Source organism: Planomicrobium stackebrandtii, from assembly GCF_030814955.1.
Taxonomy (GTDB): Bacteria; Bacillota; Bacilli; order Bacillales_A; family Planococcaceae; genus Planococcus; species Planococcus stackebrandtii.
In genome coordinates this window covers 507602-523598 of sequence record NZ_JAUSWB010000002.1, presented here as the reverse complement: position 1 = coordinate 523598, position 15997 = coordinate 507602, and the positions used below count along the sequence as shown (strand labels likewise).

General features: G+C 35.4%; 13 protein-coding genes and 1 pseudogene. 3 read left to right on the top strand and 11 right to left on the bottom strand.

Annotated features, from left to right (window positions below; translation table 11 throughout):
* Positions 1-30: 30 nt before the first annotated feature.
* Positions 31-483, bottom strand: coding sequence for an IS66 family insertion sequence element accessory protein TnpB (gene tnpB / locus QOZ98_RS06035; RefSeq protein ID WP_308786597.1), 453 nt, complete (start codon positions 481-483; stop codon positions 31-33).
* A gap of 257 nt (positions 484-740) precedes the next feature.
* Between tnpB and istA (QOZ98_RS06030) the strand changes: the two are divergent.
* A pseudogene (istA, locus tag QOZ98_RS06030) lies at positions 741-1469 on the top strand (IS21 family transposase); the annotation flags it as partial.
* Positions 1470-1526: 57 nt separating this feature from the next.
* On the opposite strand, the gene istB (QOZ98_RS06025) reads toward istA (QOZ98_RS06030), so the two are convergent.
* Both istB (QOZ98_RS06025) and istA (QOZ98_RS06020) read right to left on the bottom strand, forming a co-directional pair.
* Positions 1527-2279 carry an IS21-like element helper ATPase IstB gene (gene istB, locus QOZ98_RS06025; protein WP_308786575.1) on the bottom strand — a complete coding sequence of 251 codons (753 nt, stop codon included), beginning with the start codon at positions 2277-2279 and terminating at the stop codon, positions 1527-1529.
* Positions 2276-3742 carry an IS21 family transposase gene (istA, locus tag QOZ98_RS06020; protein WP_308786574.1) on the bottom strand — a complete coding sequence of 489 codons (1467 nt, stop codon included), beginning with the start codon at positions 3740-3742 and terminating at the stop codon, positions 2276-2278. Before istA (QOZ98_RS06020) ends, istB (QOZ98_RS06025) begins: the two co-directional genes overlap by 4 nt.
* Positions 3743-3948: 206 nt before the next feature.
* Between istA (QOZ98_RS06020) and QOZ98_RS06015 the strand changes: the two genes are divergently transcribed.
* The gene (locus QOZ98_RS06015) at positions 3949-4446 is read left to right on the top strand and encodes a Mu transposase domain-containing protein (RefSeq protein WP_308786573.1); all 498 of its coding nucleotides are present in this window, start codon (positions 3949-3951) and stop codon (positions 4444-4446) included.
* Entirely contained in the window at positions 4443-5207 is a 765-nt protein-coding gene (gene istB, locus QOZ98_RS06010) for an IS21-like element helper ATPase IstB (protein WP_308786572.1), read from the top strand. Before QOZ98_RS06015 ends, istB (QOZ98_RS06010) begins: the two co-directional genes overlap by 4 nt.
* A 555-nt stretch (positions 5208-5762) precedes the next feature.
* Here istB (QOZ98_RS06010) and galU read toward each other — a convergent pair.
* From galU to QOZ98_RS05970, 8 genes are all read right to left on the bottom strand, one after another.
* Entirely contained in the window at positions 5763-6647 is an 885-nt protein-coding gene (gene galU, locus QOZ98_RS06005; RefSeq protein WP_308786571.1) for a UTP--glucose-1-phosphate uridylyltransferase GalU, read from the bottom strand.
* A gap of 347 nt (positions 6648-6994) precedes the next feature.
* The gene (locus QOZ98_RS06000; RefSeq protein ID WP_308786570.1) at positions 6995-8395 is read right to left on the bottom strand and encodes an oligosaccharide flippase family protein; all 1401 of its coding nucleotides are present in this window, start codon (positions 8393-8395) and stop codon (positions 6995-6997) included.
* A 97-nt stretch (positions 8396-8492) separates the two neighbouring features.
* Positions 8493-9608, bottom strand: a complete 1116-nt coding sequence (locus tag QOZ98_RS05995; protein WP_308786569.1) for a polysaccharide pyruvyl transferase family protein — start codon at positions 9606-9608, stop codon at positions 8493-8495.
* A 67-nt stretch (positions 9609-9675) separates the two neighbouring features.
* Complete coding sequence (locus QOZ98_RS05990) at positions 9676-10908, bottom strand: glycosyltransferase (RefSeq protein WP_308786568.1); 1233 nt, start codon at positions 10906-10908, stop codon at positions 9676-9678.
* 32 nt (positions 10909-10940) lie between these two features.
* A complete protein-coding gene (locus QOZ98_RS05985; RefSeq protein WP_308786567.1) occupies positions 10941-12263 on the bottom strand; it encodes a hypothetical protein in 1323 nt (440 codons plus the stop codon).
* Positions 12256-13386, bottom strand: coding sequence for a glycosyltransferase family 4 protein (locus QOZ98_RS05980; protein ID WP_308786596.1), 1131 nt, complete (start codon positions 13384-13386; stop codon positions 12256-12258). Before QOZ98_RS05980 ends, QOZ98_RS05985 begins: the two co-directional genes overlap by 8 nt.
* A gap of 26 nt (positions 13387-13412) precedes the next feature.
* A complete protein-coding gene (locus tag QOZ98_RS05975) occupies positions 13413-14732 on the bottom strand; it encodes a nucleotide sugar dehydrogenase (RefSeq protein ID WP_308786566.1) in 1320 nt (439 codons plus the stop codon).
* Positions 14733-14747: 15 nt separating this feature from the next.
* Positions 14748-15995: a glycosyltransferase family 4 protein gene (locus QOZ98_RS05970; RefSeq protein WP_308786565.1), complete on the bottom strand. Its 1248-nt coding sequence runs from the start codon at positions 15993-15995 to the stop codon at positions 14748-14750.
* Between the last annotated feature and the right edge of the window lie 2 nt (positions 15996-15997).

Sequence of the window (15997 nt, the reverse complement as noted above, 5' to 3'; positions counted from 1 at the left end):
TGTGCCCAACAGCCCCCGAATTCCACATTCTCAAGCGGATTCATAACCGGCATATCCGTCAACGTTGAGATAGCCTTCGTAGCCCTTCAAGAAATCCTTCGGATTTTCACTCGACCGGCTCACTCGGTAATTGAAAAGGACCATTGGTTTTTTCGAAACGCCACTCGTTCGATAGAGCCACATGTACGACTTGGATTGTGTAGTCTTGTCAGGCTCATCAAGTATTTGTAAGCCGGTTTCATCGGCATGAAGCAGCTCTTCTTGCAGGAGTTGCCGATGGAGATAATCGTAAGATGGGTTGTGCTCGAAATCATCCAGTTCGAGAGGATCCGGCCTATCGAACAGCCCTTTTTCCAATCGCCGGTAATAGAACCAGAAACCATTGTAATCTCGGAATAGAATCTTGAGTTTGTCTTTCTTCCGATTACAGAACACAAAAAGCACATTGGAAAAAGGATTGAGCTGAAACAATCCTTGGACGATGACCGGAGATCCGTCGTTACAGTAACCAAATACACCCGCTCAACGATCCGGCTGTTCACCATAATGGGGTAAGTGTCCAAAGGACCTTTAGTAACAGTACGTCCTGGAAGCCACTCACCACCTCGATTTCTCCGTTTTTTATTTTCAATGTAATAATCCTGTCACTGCCGGTGATAAAATACCCAATAACGCGTTTTAAAATTCCCCATTCATCAAGGATAATCGACATATACCAAGTTGTAGAGGAGTGTGTGTCGATGTTGAAAATGGAGGAATTTTTTATAATTCGGAAACTGCACCAAAAGGGATGGTCGTTAACAGCCATTGCCGAAGAGACCGGCTTTGACCGGAAAACCATAAGGAAATACATAAATACCGAAAAGCTCCCTCGGAGCTCCAAGCGAACGAAACGGGCAAGCAAATTAGATCCGTATAAACCCTACTTACTTCAACGGATTCAAGAAGGCACCAACAATTGTGTGGTGTTACTCGAGGAGATGCGGGCGCAAGGCTTTGACGGGAAAAGTACAATCCTGAAAGATTTTGCGCAGCCGCATCGGGAACAGCCGAAGATACAGGCAACCCGACGCTTGGAGACGCCACCTGGTCAACAGGCGCAGATGGATTGGGCAGAAGTCGGTCTGTACGACGTTGATGAACGTCTTCAAAAAATCTATGGGTTTTTGATCGTGCTGGGGTATTCGCGGATGAAATATATCGAGTTCACCACCGACATGAAATTGGAGACCTTGATGAAATGCCACATGAATGCCTTTGCCTATTTCAACGGCATTCCGAATCAAGTTCTCTACGACAATATGAAAACGGTTGTCATTCGGCATACAACGGTAGAAATCCGCTTCAACCAAAAGTTTGAAGACTTTCTCGCTTACTACGGCGTCACGCCCAAAGCGTGCAAACCCTACCGTCCGCAAACGAAAGGGAAAGTTGAACGAACGGTCGATTACATGAAACGAAACTTCTTGTAAACGTCAAGCCAAAAGTTGACCAGGTCGCTCATTTAAAAGTTGACCACCCTCTACTTAGATCGACCTGGATTCCAAGGTCTCTCGTAAACGATAACTCTCGCCGTTCATATCGAGGATATGAGCTTTGTGAGTGAGTCGATCCAACAAGGCGGCGGTCATCTGATCATCGTGGAAAACTTCGTTCCATTTATTGAACTCCCGGTTGCTGGTGATGATCATGCTGCCTCTTTCGTAACGGCTGGAGAAAAATTGAAACATCAATTCAGCTGCTCTTTTGTGGTATGGAATGTATCCCAATTCATCGACCAGAACCAAATCAGCTGCTAACCACTTCTTTTCGAGTTGGAGGAGCTTTTTCTCGTCTTGTGCTTCCATGATTTCGTTGGCCAGCCCGGCGGCGGTATAATACCTGACCTTGTAGCCTTTCTCAATCGCGATTTGAGCCAAGCCAATCATGATATGCGTTTTGCCGGTCCCCGAATTTCCGATCATCAGGACGTTGCGTTTATCATAAATATAATTGCCTTCGGCAATTTCCAATACTTTTCTTTTGGGCACATGGGGCGCACGCTCAAAATAGAAATTGGCTAAGGTCTTCTCGACAGGGAACCGAGCTTGCTTACGCGCCAGTTCCTTCCGTTTGATTTCCCTTTCCGCCACCTCCAGTTGGAGGAGATGATAGAGAAAGGACTCATAGGTCATTTGTTGTTCGTTTGCTTCCCGAAGATAGACCTCCAGTTGCGCTCGGATGGCCGGAAGGCGCAACCGTTTTAAGTAATCTTCCAGCTGGAAATGATGCTCATTCAATGATAGATACCGCCTTTCAATAATTCATTGTAATCTCCCAATGCAGGAGGCTTTACGCGAATGCTTTCCGTGACTTCGTACATCATGGGCAGGGGATTGGCGATGGCCGGATGCAAGGTTTGATAAAGAAACTGTTTAACCGCATCGCAAGTGAATAACTGTTTCTCCACGCTCTGACGGACGGCGTTCTCGACTGCCGAAGCCGGATAATCCCGATGCAGCTTCAATACACGAATCAGTTCTTTGCCATGACCATACCGCAGGTTGGTTTCCCGGTAAAACGACTGATAAGAGGCGGGCAGTGTGTTCTTTTTCAACGGACGCGCAAAAGGGATGGCACGTGGTTTTCGCTCCAATTCATCCAGGTAATGGTCGATGTCCAATAATTCGCCGTGTTGCGTGTAAAGACGCTCGTGTTCGGCAATCGTTTCTCCGTCGATTTGTACGATGATTTTATCGACATACGCATGCAGAAACGCATCCTTCCTGCCGGAATAGCGGGTCGGGACGGAATACCGGTTGGTCTCGAAATTCACCAGTGCCAGCGTGTTAATGTTTACCCGAATGCGGCGTGCACAGTCAAACCGACCGAGAATCGGCAGGAGAAGTGCTTTTTCCTCTGTGAACCGTTGGTGCACAAGTTCAGTTGAATTCGGTACTTTATGTAAGTCGTAACGATCGCAACACATTTTCAAGTAATCATTCAGCTCTTCGAAGCTGGTCACTTTAGGAACGGGCACCAGAAATTGCGCTCTGGCTGTTTGAACGAGCTTCTCCACTTGCCCCTTCTCATTTCCTTTTGCCGGAGCACAAAATTGAGCATCGAACAAAAAGGCCGAACGAAACGCGATAAACGCTTCTTGTTCTTCCCGTTTCGTCCCTTCCAACACTTTTTTGACCGCCGTCTTCATATTGTCGTACACAATCGTCTTCGGTACGCCACCGAAATAATTGAACGCATCGAGATGCCCCTGGAATAACGCCTCTTGACGCTGGTGGGGAAATACTTTCACAAAGATTTTCCGGCTATATAGAAGTCGCATGCAAAAAAGCATGCATTTGATCTCGCTGCCATTGAGTTCGATGATGACTTCTCCCCAATCAAATTGGCCGAATTCACCCGCTTGAAATTCCAACGGAATCGAGGATGGGGGCGACAATAAATTCCACTCCTGTTTTACCTGGCGAACGAAATGGCGGACCGTCGATTCACCACCGGTGAATTGGTAGTCGTTCACAAGGCGGCGATAGATTTGTGCAGCTGAATGGCGCTGCTTCAAAGGGGCTGTTTGATCTTCCTGCATCCATTGAAGAATCAAGGGTTTGACGGCATCGATCGCTGGCCTTTTGATGGGGGCGGTTCGGGTATAGCGAGGAACCTCATTCTGTTCCAATGCTTTCCGAATCGTCTGTCGTGAATACCCCAAGTCTTTTGATAACTGCCGGATTGATCTTTTTTCCACATAATGAGTTTTCTGATAAGCTCAATATTAGCCATCTTTATCATTCCTTTTCCTCCCGAATCATGCTTGTTCTAGACAAACATAATGATACGGGAAACATGATAAAGGTGGTCAACTTTTTGATGAGCGAAACCCCTTCAAGTGGTCAACTTTTATATTAGCGTTTACACTTCTTTCAACGCCGGCATGAACCGACACTTGAAGCATTGAACCAGGACATGCGCAAATGGCTGGATCAGATCGCAAACAAGAAAAAGAATGAAACGACCCAGGAACCGCCGGTTCAGCGCTGGCAAAAGGAACAGTCTTTTCTGCAGGCTTGGGGAACGAAGGAGTTGTTCCCGACCACGCATTGGGAAATGCGTGAAGTCAGTCGCGACTGTTTCGTCTCCTACTTGGGGAATAAGTATTCCGTTCCGTTTCGGTATGCCGGTCATCAAGTGAAAATCAAGGTGACGCTGGAGAAGCAATTGGAGATTTTTGACGAAGTGGAATGCATTGCGCAACACCCGATTCTTTCTGGTGAAACACGTACTCATGTCCGCTTTGAACATTACGAGGGAATGCAGGAGGCAAAAGAAAAAGAGCGAAAACAACAGAATCCCATCGGTTTGGCGACCCAGGATTCAATCGTTTCCACTCCTTACGTTGAAGCACGTTCCCTCGCAGCTTACGCCGCCTTTGAAGGAGGTGATTTCGAATGAAATCCCTTCTGGAAGAACGGCTGCATCAGCTGAACTGGTCGCATACGGCTAGCCAGCTCGATGATTTGGTCGAGAACGCTTCTACCCATAATGTATCATATTTCGACTTTTTACACACGGTGGTTTCGGGGGAATGGGAACACCGAGAATCCACCGAATTGAACCGAAGGATTCACCGAGCGAAACTCCCTTACACCAAAACCATCCATGATTTTGAGTTGGCATTTCAACCTAGTCTTAACGAGCAACGCATCAACGAAACACTGACCTGTCGGTACATTGCGAAGGGGGAAAACCGCCTTCTCCTGGGACCGCCAGGTGTCGGCAAGACGCATCTTGCGATCGCTTTTGCATTGGAAGCCCTCACCCAAGGCTATAGTGTCCTGTTCCTCACCGCAGCCGATCTGGTCGCGGAGTGTCACAAGGCAGAAGCCAAAGGTACGGTCTCCCGGCTCATCAAGAAATGGACACGGCCGGATTTGATCGTGTTGGACGAGGTCGGCTACTTTCCGTTTGACGAGTTCTCAGCGAATATCTTTTTCCAAGTCATCTCGAAGAGATATGAGCATGGCGCGATGATTCTCACCTCGAACAAATCGTTTATCGAATGGGGAAAGGTCTTCGGGGATGATGTCTTAGCCACAGCCATTCTCGACCGCCTGCTTCACCACTCGGTGACATTTAACATCAAAGGCGATTCTTATCGCCTGAAGGAAAAGAAAAAAGCCGGAATTTATCCGGCTACCCCACCTGCAAAGTAGCTCAATTGGGGAATTTTATTCCGGCTATATTAGGGAAAAGTAAACCGGCATTGACACCTTCCACATCACTGGACCAAAGGATCTCCACTTTGCCGATATTGGCTGATTGGGGCTGTCCAATACAATTCTTTCTCTTTTCTTTTCAAAAAACTCCTCCCAGAAATTCAATTCTGGAAAGAGTATCTCATTAAGAATCTTCTATTAGAATGTGTTCGCTATTGGACGCGCTTGCGGTAAAAAAAGTCACTACCGTCAGGTAGTGGCTCTCTTGTTTTCTCAAGTGGCTCAAAATATGACATAATTAGCTCATTTCGTTGGCAGTATTCATAAATCAAGGCGCTTTTACCGGCAGGTAGTTACGTGTAAGAGCAGTGTGATAAAATTAGTTAAAAACACACATAGTATTAAGGTAGCTTAATAAACAATCACCTTAAATAAAGTTGTCTCCTTTTTTACAATATCGAATTCACATGATAGCATGTTGCTTTTATTAAAGTGTCTATTAAACCGTAATTAGTCAATAAGTTAAAGTAGATTTCAATTAAAGATATTTCTTTACTGCCTAATAGAAAACTTCTGCTCCGCCAATTTTCTCTCAAATAATTCTAATAACTGATCTTTAAACTCCGAACGCTTTAGAGCAAACTCTATCATTGTTTCGATAAATCCGAATTTCTCCCCCACATCAAAACGCTGTCCTTCAAATTCATATGCAAAAACGCGCTGGACTTCATTCAACTTCTGGACGGCATCGGTCAATTGAATTTCCCCATGAGCCCCAATCTGATGCTCTCCTAAGTATTTGAATACTTCTGGAGTTAAAATATAGCGACCCATGATGGCGTAATTGGATGGAGAAGTTCCATAAGTTGGTTTTTCGACAAATCTTTTAACCTCAATCAATTTCCCTTCAACAGAAACAGGATCAATAATACCATATCTTTCCGTATCTTTTTCAGCTACTTGCTTTACGCCAATAACACTTTTACCTGTCTTTTCGTTCTGATCCATCAATTGAGCCAGGCATGGTTCATCATTTTCAACAATATCATCCCCTAATAATACAGCGAAAGGCTCGTTACCGATAAACTTACGTGCAGTCCAAATTGCATGGCCCAAGCCAAGCGGTTGCTTCTGACGAATAAAGTGAATTTCTACTTTAGAAGTTTCTAAAACAGAATTCAGCATTTCTTGTTTACCTTTTAACATGAGTGTATTTTCCAACTCAAATGCATGATCAAAGTGATCTTCAATAGCACGCTTGCCTTTTCCGGTCACGATGATGATGTCTTCAATACCAGAAGCAATAGCTTCTTCAATTATGTACTGAATCGCTGGTTTATCGATGATTGGCAACATTTCTTTTGGCATTGCTTTTGTAGCTGGTAAGAATCGAGTTCCTAGACCTGCAGCAGGAATGATGGCTTTTTTCACTCGCATATTTGCACCTCTCGTAATCTAACTTTTCGAGACTACTTAGTTTTACAACTAAGCTAAAGCTTCTTTTACTACTAATTATATATAACACTAATTGTAAACTTTTTTATTCGAAGATTCAAAACATCCAGCAACTACTTTACGGTAGTAGATAGTATAAGAAGAAACTTAGGTTGAAATTGTTTAAACTATTTTTTTAGCTTTTAAAACTTCGACGATTCTATATATTTTAACTACTCTACGTTATTAATCGTATATTTCACAAACTTATAGTTCAACTAAACCAAACTTAAAGTTTCAAGAACTGTTCCATCTTTAAATAATAATTTGGTTATAATAAAAAAATCAATTTATTTTTTCAATACTTTCTTCTTTACTTTATTAAATAACAAAACTATTTCTTTATAGTTAATTAAGACAATTACAATAAATATAAATAACTCTAATAAATTACCTTGATTAATATTACAGTACATAACAAATATTTGGAGGAAAATCAAAGAAATTGTAAAGGAAAGTTTGAAAGTATTTAGTTTTATTTCTACAAATTTCTTAGTGTCTCTAATTCTCAATACCCAAACTATAAAGAAACTTATCATAGTCGCTATAGCTGCTCCGTTTATACCCAATATTGGAATTAGAATAATGTTTAAAATTATATTCAATAGTCCACCTATTATTGAAGTCTTAAGAACTCCCGCAGTTTTTTTCGATGCTATATAATTAGTACCTAAAAACCCAGAAAAACTAGAAAAAACAACTCCAAGAAGTAAAAAAGGAACATACCTCCAAGCTTCGAAGAAAGCATCTGAAACAATTAATCCCATTAGTAACTTCAAGAATAGAAGTATGAGAGATGTCACAATAAGCATTGTAAGCGAAAAAACATTAAATACTGTTGTATAGAATAAAGATTTTTCTTTAGAATCTGCTTCTTCAATTGCTGACATCTGCCAAGCTTGAAAAAATACTGAGTTAATAATACTTAAAATACTTGGTATTCTTACCGCTACTGCGTACAAACCCACTGAACTCAAACCCATATAATACGTAATTAAATAACGATCGGATACCCCCATAATCCACCACATTAGTGCATTAGGAATTAAGGGGATACTAAAAATTAACATTTCTTTTAAAAGTGATTTATTAAATTTTTTGATATTGATATCTTTTTTGATGTTCCCATAAAAAAAGATAAAGACACTACTTAAAGTAAATGCTGTAATAAAACTCAACAAATATCCTTTAATTGACATTTCCAAAATTACTAAAAAAAGCAGATTACTTATTAATAGAAGTAGCGACGTTACAATCCCATTTATTGCAAATAATTTAACACTGCCATTTGCCCTAACATATTGTGCTAGTAAACTATTTAAGATTTGCACCACTAAAAAAATGTAATAATACTCGATATATTCTTTAAATGGAAAAATTAATATTACAAGTGGATAACTTAGTATTAAAACAAATATACCCAAAGCGCTCACAAATAAAGAATTGATTAAAACTGACTCTTTATCATAGTTTTTGTCCATTACAAATCTTAAAATAGAGTTACTAATACTTAAAGTAAAAATGGGAATGACAAGAGTGGCTGTTACTGTCATTAAATCTACAGTGCCGAATTGGCTAGGCGTTAAATAAAATGTATATAAAGGAAGAAGAAATAAAGATATTAATTTCACACCTAAACTTCCAACAGCGAAAATCAAAGAATTATTTAAAAGTTTCTTATAAATATTCATTTTATCTCCTTAACATTTACCACTTTCATTCTATTACAATAATATAGTGTTTTATAGAGTGGTAGTTTACACTGGAAAACCTATTAAACTATAACTTTTACTCCTTAATATCTTTATACAACTTTTTAAAATTCTCATTCGATTCTATTTGTACATCTTTAATTTTTTTAAATACATCTGAAAATTTACTTTCGTTTACAAAGTTACTTAAAACTGTATCAATTTCTCCAGAATGATTATAATCTATCGAATATTTCTCGATATTTAAGTATTTGTAACTCTCTTTTCCTTTCTCCTCATAAGATATGTTAAGTGCAGGAGTACCAGATAGCCATGATAATATACACATATGTAAACGTGTTCCAACTACAAAATCAAAATTTGTTAATCTTTTTCTAAGATCATGTAAGTTATAAAAGCTGTCATCCACTTTTACACTATTTTGAACTTTTTTATCCAGTTCACTGTAGATTTTCTTTGCTACTAAAGAATCGTCTTTATACATAGGCTCTCCTTGACAAGTTGATAGGAAAGTAACTTCATATCCGTTTTCATAAAAATAATTTACAATACTCTTGATTAAATCAAAATAAACTTTCTCACTTCTATCATCAAATTTCCACTCTCTAACCGAAATTGCAACTTTATTGTTCTTGATTTTGGAATAATCAATAGTTTTCAATAAAAATGCAGCATCTTTTGTTTGAAACAAATTCTTAAAGTTTCCTAATTCCAAAGTTCTATTCATAGAAATGTCATCTCTTACATAAAATAAATTAAAGTGTTTAACATATTTAGCAAATATTTTTGAGTCTTTTTCCTTAAAAGGCCCTATAGATTGAGAATACATATAAATTTTTTTCCTTAATAAAAATTTATATAAAGTCATTAATTGAAGACGTCTTTTGAAGCTATAGTAGCTATTGATATATCCTCCTGGTGCTGAAATTATTGCATCAAAATTTCTATGTTCTTTTGATGAGATCAACAACATACTTAATATAATTAGTCCAACTACTGGAATTTTAATTACTCTTAATGGTAAAAAGGATTGAATCCAGTTTTTTTCTGGATATATTTCCTTGATTTTCTTTAAGTGAGGAACACTATAATAAACTTCATTCCCCGCCTCCTCAAATTTTTCACCTATCGAAAAAATTAAAGCTGCATCACCATTATTTAATGGAACTGTGTTCTCAATTAATATTTTCATTGTTTCTCCTATCTTCACTTAAATTTAATTAAATATTTTTTTGTATTTTAGGAACTGCTCTCTTACATCAATCTGCACTTAAGATTTCAAAGAAATCTTTTCTTATTTTATCCGAATTAAAATTACTTTGATAGAATTCTGATGCACTTAACCTCATATTATCCTTTTTCTCAATTGAAAGATTGTTAATAGAAATAATGGCTTGCTCAATTTCTGAAAGACTCGGATTTTTACTAATAATTTTTCCAAAGTCACTCTTTACAATTTCAGAATTTCCTCCTACATCAGTAGCGACTACTGGTATTCCATAAGCAAGTGCCTCCATTATAGTTACTGGTATTCCTTCAGATGCACTAGTATTAATAAATATATCAACAGGATTATTTATATAAAACTCATGAATTTTTTTGTTTTCTATAGATCCGAGTAAGTTTACTTGCAGTTTAGAATTTTTTTTTGAGTTAACTAGCTTCTTAACCTTTTCCATCTCAGTGCCGTCTCCAATATGAGTCCATGCAATTTCAATCCCAGTCATACTATCCAAAGCTCTAAATATCATGTCTATTCTTTTTATCGGAACTAGGTGAGAGCATGATACAATTCTTAACTTATTATCTGCCGAAGCCACACTTTTTCCTTTTAATAATTTTTTTGTTCCTAAATAGTTAATATTTATATTTTCTAAAGTGAGTTTTAAAGGATTTACTACATCTGCCTTATACATTTCGCATACGTTTCTGCTAATAAAGCTAACTTGATCCAATAGGGGGTGATATAGCTTTCTAAACAGTAAGTTTGTATAGAGATTTTTTTCTCCATCAATTTCGAAAGAGTGGGCCAATGAAATTACTTTAATACCAGGTAATTTTTTTTTGGATAATGCCATTGCAAAGGCCGTTCCATAATACCATGCAGAATAAAAAACCCAATTTTTTGAATCCTCTTTAGAAATTTTAATACTTTTTCCTAAAAAATCATCAAACATTTTTTGAAATGCCAAAAAACTTAATACTCTCTTCAGATATGACTTTGTAAATAATCCACTTCGAATTCCCTCGAATAATTCAATTAAGACATATTTGTTTGTAACTTTTTTTATAGATTTCAATAAACTGTTTCTTAAAGTTATACTGTTAAAAGATAAGTATTCCACATTCGAAAAGCCATTAATAGTTTCTTTTAGTTCTGCGTCATAGGGTGATATAAATATGACTTTTTTAAATGTATTAGCTGCATAAATTATTTCATTTTTTAAAAAACTATGTGTATTATGTGAGAATATAATAATATTATTACGCATGCTTTATTTCTCCTATCTACTACAAAACTCTTTTAGGATTTAAAATAAAAAACTTTTTTTGGATTCGCAGATATCTCTTCTTTTTTATACATTTCATTAACTCCAATTGCCACGCCCATTAGAATCCATGGAAACAGACCAACTCTTATTTCTCTATAAAAATAGTATCCTGTAGAAAAAACTTGATAACTTAAAAGGCCTACTAAAGAAGCTATGATTAATACTAAAACTTCTTTATTGTTTATGTTTTTCTTAATGTTTTTCAGGAAATACATTGAAATAAACAATATTAAAGAATATTGAAGGAAAAATCCTAATCCACCGTAAAGAACTAGTATATTTACTGGTTCTACTTCAATGAAAAAATTTAAATCCCCCTGACTTTGAAATACTTTAGATAATCCAAATAAATAATCCATAGGACTATCTAATAAACTAATTCCATATTCTATTTGATCTGTTCTTTCACCGCCATTTGTTTTAAATAACTCAGTCCATCTAAATACTATAGTTTCAACAAATTCGTTTCCTGCTTGATACAAAGAATATCCGAAAGCGTAGACGACTATTATCAAGACAGAAAAGTATATAGTGGGTTTAAAGCTTTTTTTATAAATATAGACATCTATTAAGTATAATAAAATTACAGCAAATACAAGAGCTAACATCCCTGCTCTGGCTTGGCTTGTGACTATATTTAAAATAGAAAGAAGTATCAGAGAAATTGAAAGTAGTTTGTACTGATTTAAGTATTTATATACAGAATATGCAAATATAAAGAAGAAAGTGGCTAATCCACCATTTGCTGTGGCAAATTGTGCTATTCCATGAACCCTTATTGCATGTAAGGATCTATCTAGATGAGATAACTGAATATCTACTTTCGTGAAAGGATACATTTCTACAAGAAATAACCTTCCTGCCCAAGGTATCCACTGTAAAACACCTATCAACATACCTACGTTTGCGATTATTAAAAAGTATTTAATAAAAACTTTAGCACCTATTTTATTCTTATAAAATATTATTAAAAATGAAATTAAAAACAAAAAGCGTACAATATACTGAATAGAATCTGTTGGAAATTTAAAAGTTCCAAATGCTGAAATTGAACCATAGAAAGCTGAAAGAAAAACTTCTAGAACTATCATTCCACAAATAATTAAAATTGGCTTTAGTACATACGGAATCGCAATTTTTCCTAGTAGAAGAATTAATAGTACAAACATTCCAATTGGTGTTAATAAATACAATACGGGTACTCCAAAAGATCCTATATTTAAAAATGGAAGTATTGATAAGAAAAGAACGAAAAAAAGTGTCACTTTGTTTAAGTTTATAGTGTAATCATTCATTTATATCTTCCTTTTCCGACACTATACTAGTATAAATTTCATTGTATGTACCTTCAATATTAGACCAATTAAACTTATTAATACTTGACACACAATTAATAGACAAATAATTGTATTTATTTATAATTTCAAGAACTTTTTCGGCAATATTTTTAGGATCGAGCGGGTTTACTGAGTATCCTATAAAACCATTTTTGAATTGTCTATCAAATCCTTGGTCTACTGTATAAATAATTGGCAGCCCTTGACTCATAGCTTCAGCATATACTAATCCAAAGGTTTCTTTTAATGAAGGCATGACAAATATATCGTGACTTCTATATACATTTAATAACTCCTCCTTTTTGAGAGGTGTTATGTAATTCACATAAGATTTTCCTATAATTTTTTTATAAATATTTTCGTCTGTAATTTTTCCTACTATAGTAAATTCAATTGAGAAACCTTTTTGTTTCAGCAACTCAATAGCCTGAAGTGTACTTGTTATATTTTTATTTTCATTAATTTCTCCAACATATAGTAATTTGAGGTTAAAGCTTTTTTCTAATCTTCGGTTACTCCCTAAGTTATTTATCCAAAAGTCATCTATTCCATTCGGAATCACAACGGATTTTTTTCTAACTTCCTCTTTTTTAAATTCGGGAATATACTTTTCAATAACAACCTCTCTATAAGCTTCCGATAAAAATACGATTTTTTGTGCGTGAAATAATATACTAAGTCCAGTTTTTCTTAAGTAAATTACTTTTTTAAAGAATATATTCACATCTGTATTTCGCACTGCTACAATATAAGGCAAATTATACTTTTTTTTCATTTTCATTGCTATATATCCATTAGAAAAAAGAGAATGAGCATGTATTAGAGAAAAATTTTCTACATCATATTTTTTTTGAAGATTCTTTTGAATCTTATAATGTTTTATATGATAAAAAAATCTATCTATTTTTTTGAAGTTAGGGCTTACCGTTATATATTTCCCATGATTAGAAATGTTTTCCTTATCATTTTTCGCTATCGGAACAAAGACATCTATATCCATCTTCTTTTGTATTTGTTTTTCATATAAGTTTTTATAAAAAAGACTTCCATTAAAGTAGGAATTTACATGTAGAACTTTTATCTTAACCAGTCCCTCCTTTTAATAATCTACAATCTCCAGTAACTATAACCTCTGTCTATAATTTCTTCTTCATTTAATATGCTTTTTATATCAATAAGCACTTTTTCTTCTTTTTTCATTTTTCCATACAGTGAATCCAATTTAGTAAGTGAAATTTCTTTGAACACATTATGTGCCACCGCTAAAATTATGCAATCAGCATCTTTGATATCATTAAAATTTGTTAATTCAATATCGTATTCTCTTTTAGCTTCTTTTGGATCTGCTTCAGAATCCACGATAATCGGATTTATTCCATACTCTCTTAAATTTTCAATGATATCAATTACTTTAGAATTTCTAGTATCTGGTGTGTTTTCTTTAAATGTAAGTCCTAATATTACTACTTTTGATTTTTTAACAACTTTGTTTGCAAGTATTAATTTTTTTATAGTGGCTTCTGCTATAAACTTCCCCATACCATCATTAATTTTTCGACCAGACAGTATAATTTGACTATGATATCCTAACTTCTCAGCTTCATATATAAAGTAATATGGATCTACACCTATACAGTGTCCTCCAACTAAGCCTGGATAGAATTTTAAAGCATTCCATTTAGTGTTCATCGCTTCTATCACTTCATTAGTATCAATATTCATACGATCAAAAACCATAGCAAGTTCATTCATAAATGCAATATTTATATCACGTTGACTATTCTCGACAACTTTAGCTGCTTCTGCTACTTTTATAGAACTTGCTCTATGTACTCCAGCTTCAATGACAAGTTCATATACTTTTGCGATTTCTTCTAAACTTTCTTTATTAATTCCTGAAACAATTTTAATTATTTTTTCTAAAGTATGTACTTTATCACCTGGGTTAATACGTTCTGGGGAATAACCTACACTAAAATCAGTTCCGCACTTTAGTCCGGACTCTTTTTCTAAAATCGGAATACATATATCTTCAGTAACACCAGGATATACTGTTGATTCATATACCACTATGGAACCTTTGCTAAGGTTTCGTCCAATAATTTTACTTGCCCCTTCTACAGGTGCTAAGTCTGGAGTTTTATCTGAATTAATAGGAGTAGGAACAGCTACAATAAAAAACTTAGCTTCTCTTAATTTCACCTCATCTGACGTAAAATCGACTTTTGCATGCTTAATAGCCTCATTACCAATTTCATTTGTTGGATCAATACCTGATTTATATAAATCAATTTTACTAGTATTTAAATCAAACCCAATTACTTTTACTTTTTTTGCAAATGCAACTGCTATTGGCATACCTACATAACCTAAACCAATAACAGCTATTTTTTCTTTATTTTTTATAATTTCTCCAAACAATTTCATTTTTATATCCCCTTTTTATATGTTTTCAATTATCCTAATAAGCTTTTTAGTTAGTACTTTAAAATCGTAATTGTAAGCTACTTCTCTTGCATTATTACCCATTTCACGGCTGCTTACTTCACTATCGAAAAGTCTAATAATTGCTTTGGCAATGTCTTCAGGACTCTGTTTAATAGCACTTATTCCGCATTTAGTACTCTCACAGATACTGTAACCGGTAGAGTAGGTCTGAATTATAGGTTTTCCAGCAGCTAAATATTCAAAAAACTTATTTTGACTTTGACCGTATTTATCCAAAGAAGTACTAGAATTATGTAAAATATTAGCATGTGACTTTTTTAAAATTGCTGGGATATATTTTTTTTCAACTCTACCTTTAAAAATAACATTATTTATATTTTCTATTTCACATCTCTGTTTTAACATTTCACTTTCATCACCTGAACCGTAGATGAGTATTTTGATATCTTCTATTCCTTCGGACTGAATAATCTTAGCTGCATCTAAAAGCATTCCAATATTGTTTACTTTCCTTATAGATCCTGCATAAACTATATTTCTAAATTTTTGGCTATCCAAATCCGAGTCACTTATTTTATTCTTCAAACTATTTTTATCAAAAGTATCTATTATGACACCGTTACTTATATGACTAACTTTGTTTAAATCGATTTCCTCTTTCCAGCCCTTATCAACTATATAGTCTTTTCCACCTTCCCAAGTCATAATTACAGAGTCAGCATTCTGATAAATCCACTTTTCACCCTGATATAAAGCTTTTATGACAGGGTTTTTTCTGCTTAATAGACCATACGCTACTATGCTTTCTGGCCATAAATCTCTTACCTCACAAATACAAGGTACGCCAAACTTTTTTGCTATCTTTATACCCGCTACCATAGTCAAAGGATGGACACTCGAAGCTAAAATCACATCTGGTTTCCCATATTTTTCAGCATATTCTTTTGCAACTACAAAAAGATTCTTATAAAAGGTGAGCATGTTCATTACTCTTTTTTTTCTATCATTTCCGTATTTAGTTGTTTTGACAAAAACAAAAGGTATGTCTCCCGAATTTTTACTCAAATACTTTTGATTTCCGGTATCAATACTTTCTTCAGAATTATGTATTGTTGATGCGCAGAAAATAGTGGGATTATATCCTTCGTTCTTTAAATTTTCTGCAAACCAATAATGTCGGCCTGCTTGGTCTTTAAACATATTTGTCGCATAATGATTCCATATCCATACATTCTTTTTCATAC

Excerpts from the sequence above, each read along its gene's own strand:
- QOZ98_RS05975 (WP_308786566.1), bottom strand. The coding sequence starts at position 14,732 with ATGAAATTGTTTGGAGAAATTATAAAAAATAAAGAAAAAATAGCTGTT.
- QOZ98_RS05985 (WP_308786567.1), bottom strand. The coding sequence starts at position 12,263 with ATGAATGATTACACTATAAACTTAAACAAAGTGACACTTTTTTTCGTT.
- QOZ98_RS06000 (WP_308786570.1), bottom strand. The coding sequence starts at position 8,395 with ATGAATATTTATAAGAAACTTTTAAATAATTCTTTGATTTTCGCTGTT.
- istB (WP_308786572.1), top strand. The coding sequence starts at position 4,443 with ATGAAATCCCTTCTGGAAGAACGGCTGCATCAGCTGAACTGGTCGCAT.
- galU (WP_308786571.1), bottom strand. The coding sequence starts at position 6,647 with ATGCGAGTGAAAAAAGCCATCATTCCTGCTGCAGGTCTAGGAACTCGA.
- QOZ98_RS05970 (WP_308786565.1), bottom strand. The coding sequence starts at position 15,995 with ATGAAAAAGAATGTATGGATATGGAATCATTATGCGACAAATATGTTT.
- QOZ98_RS05990 (WP_308786568.1), bottom strand. The coding sequence starts at position 10,908 with ATGCGTAATAATATTATTATATTCTCACATAATACACATAGTTTTTTA.
- QOZ98_RS05995 (WP_308786569.1), bottom strand. The coding sequence starts at position 9,608 with ATGAAAATATTAATTGAGAACACAGTTCCATTAAATAATGGTGATGCA.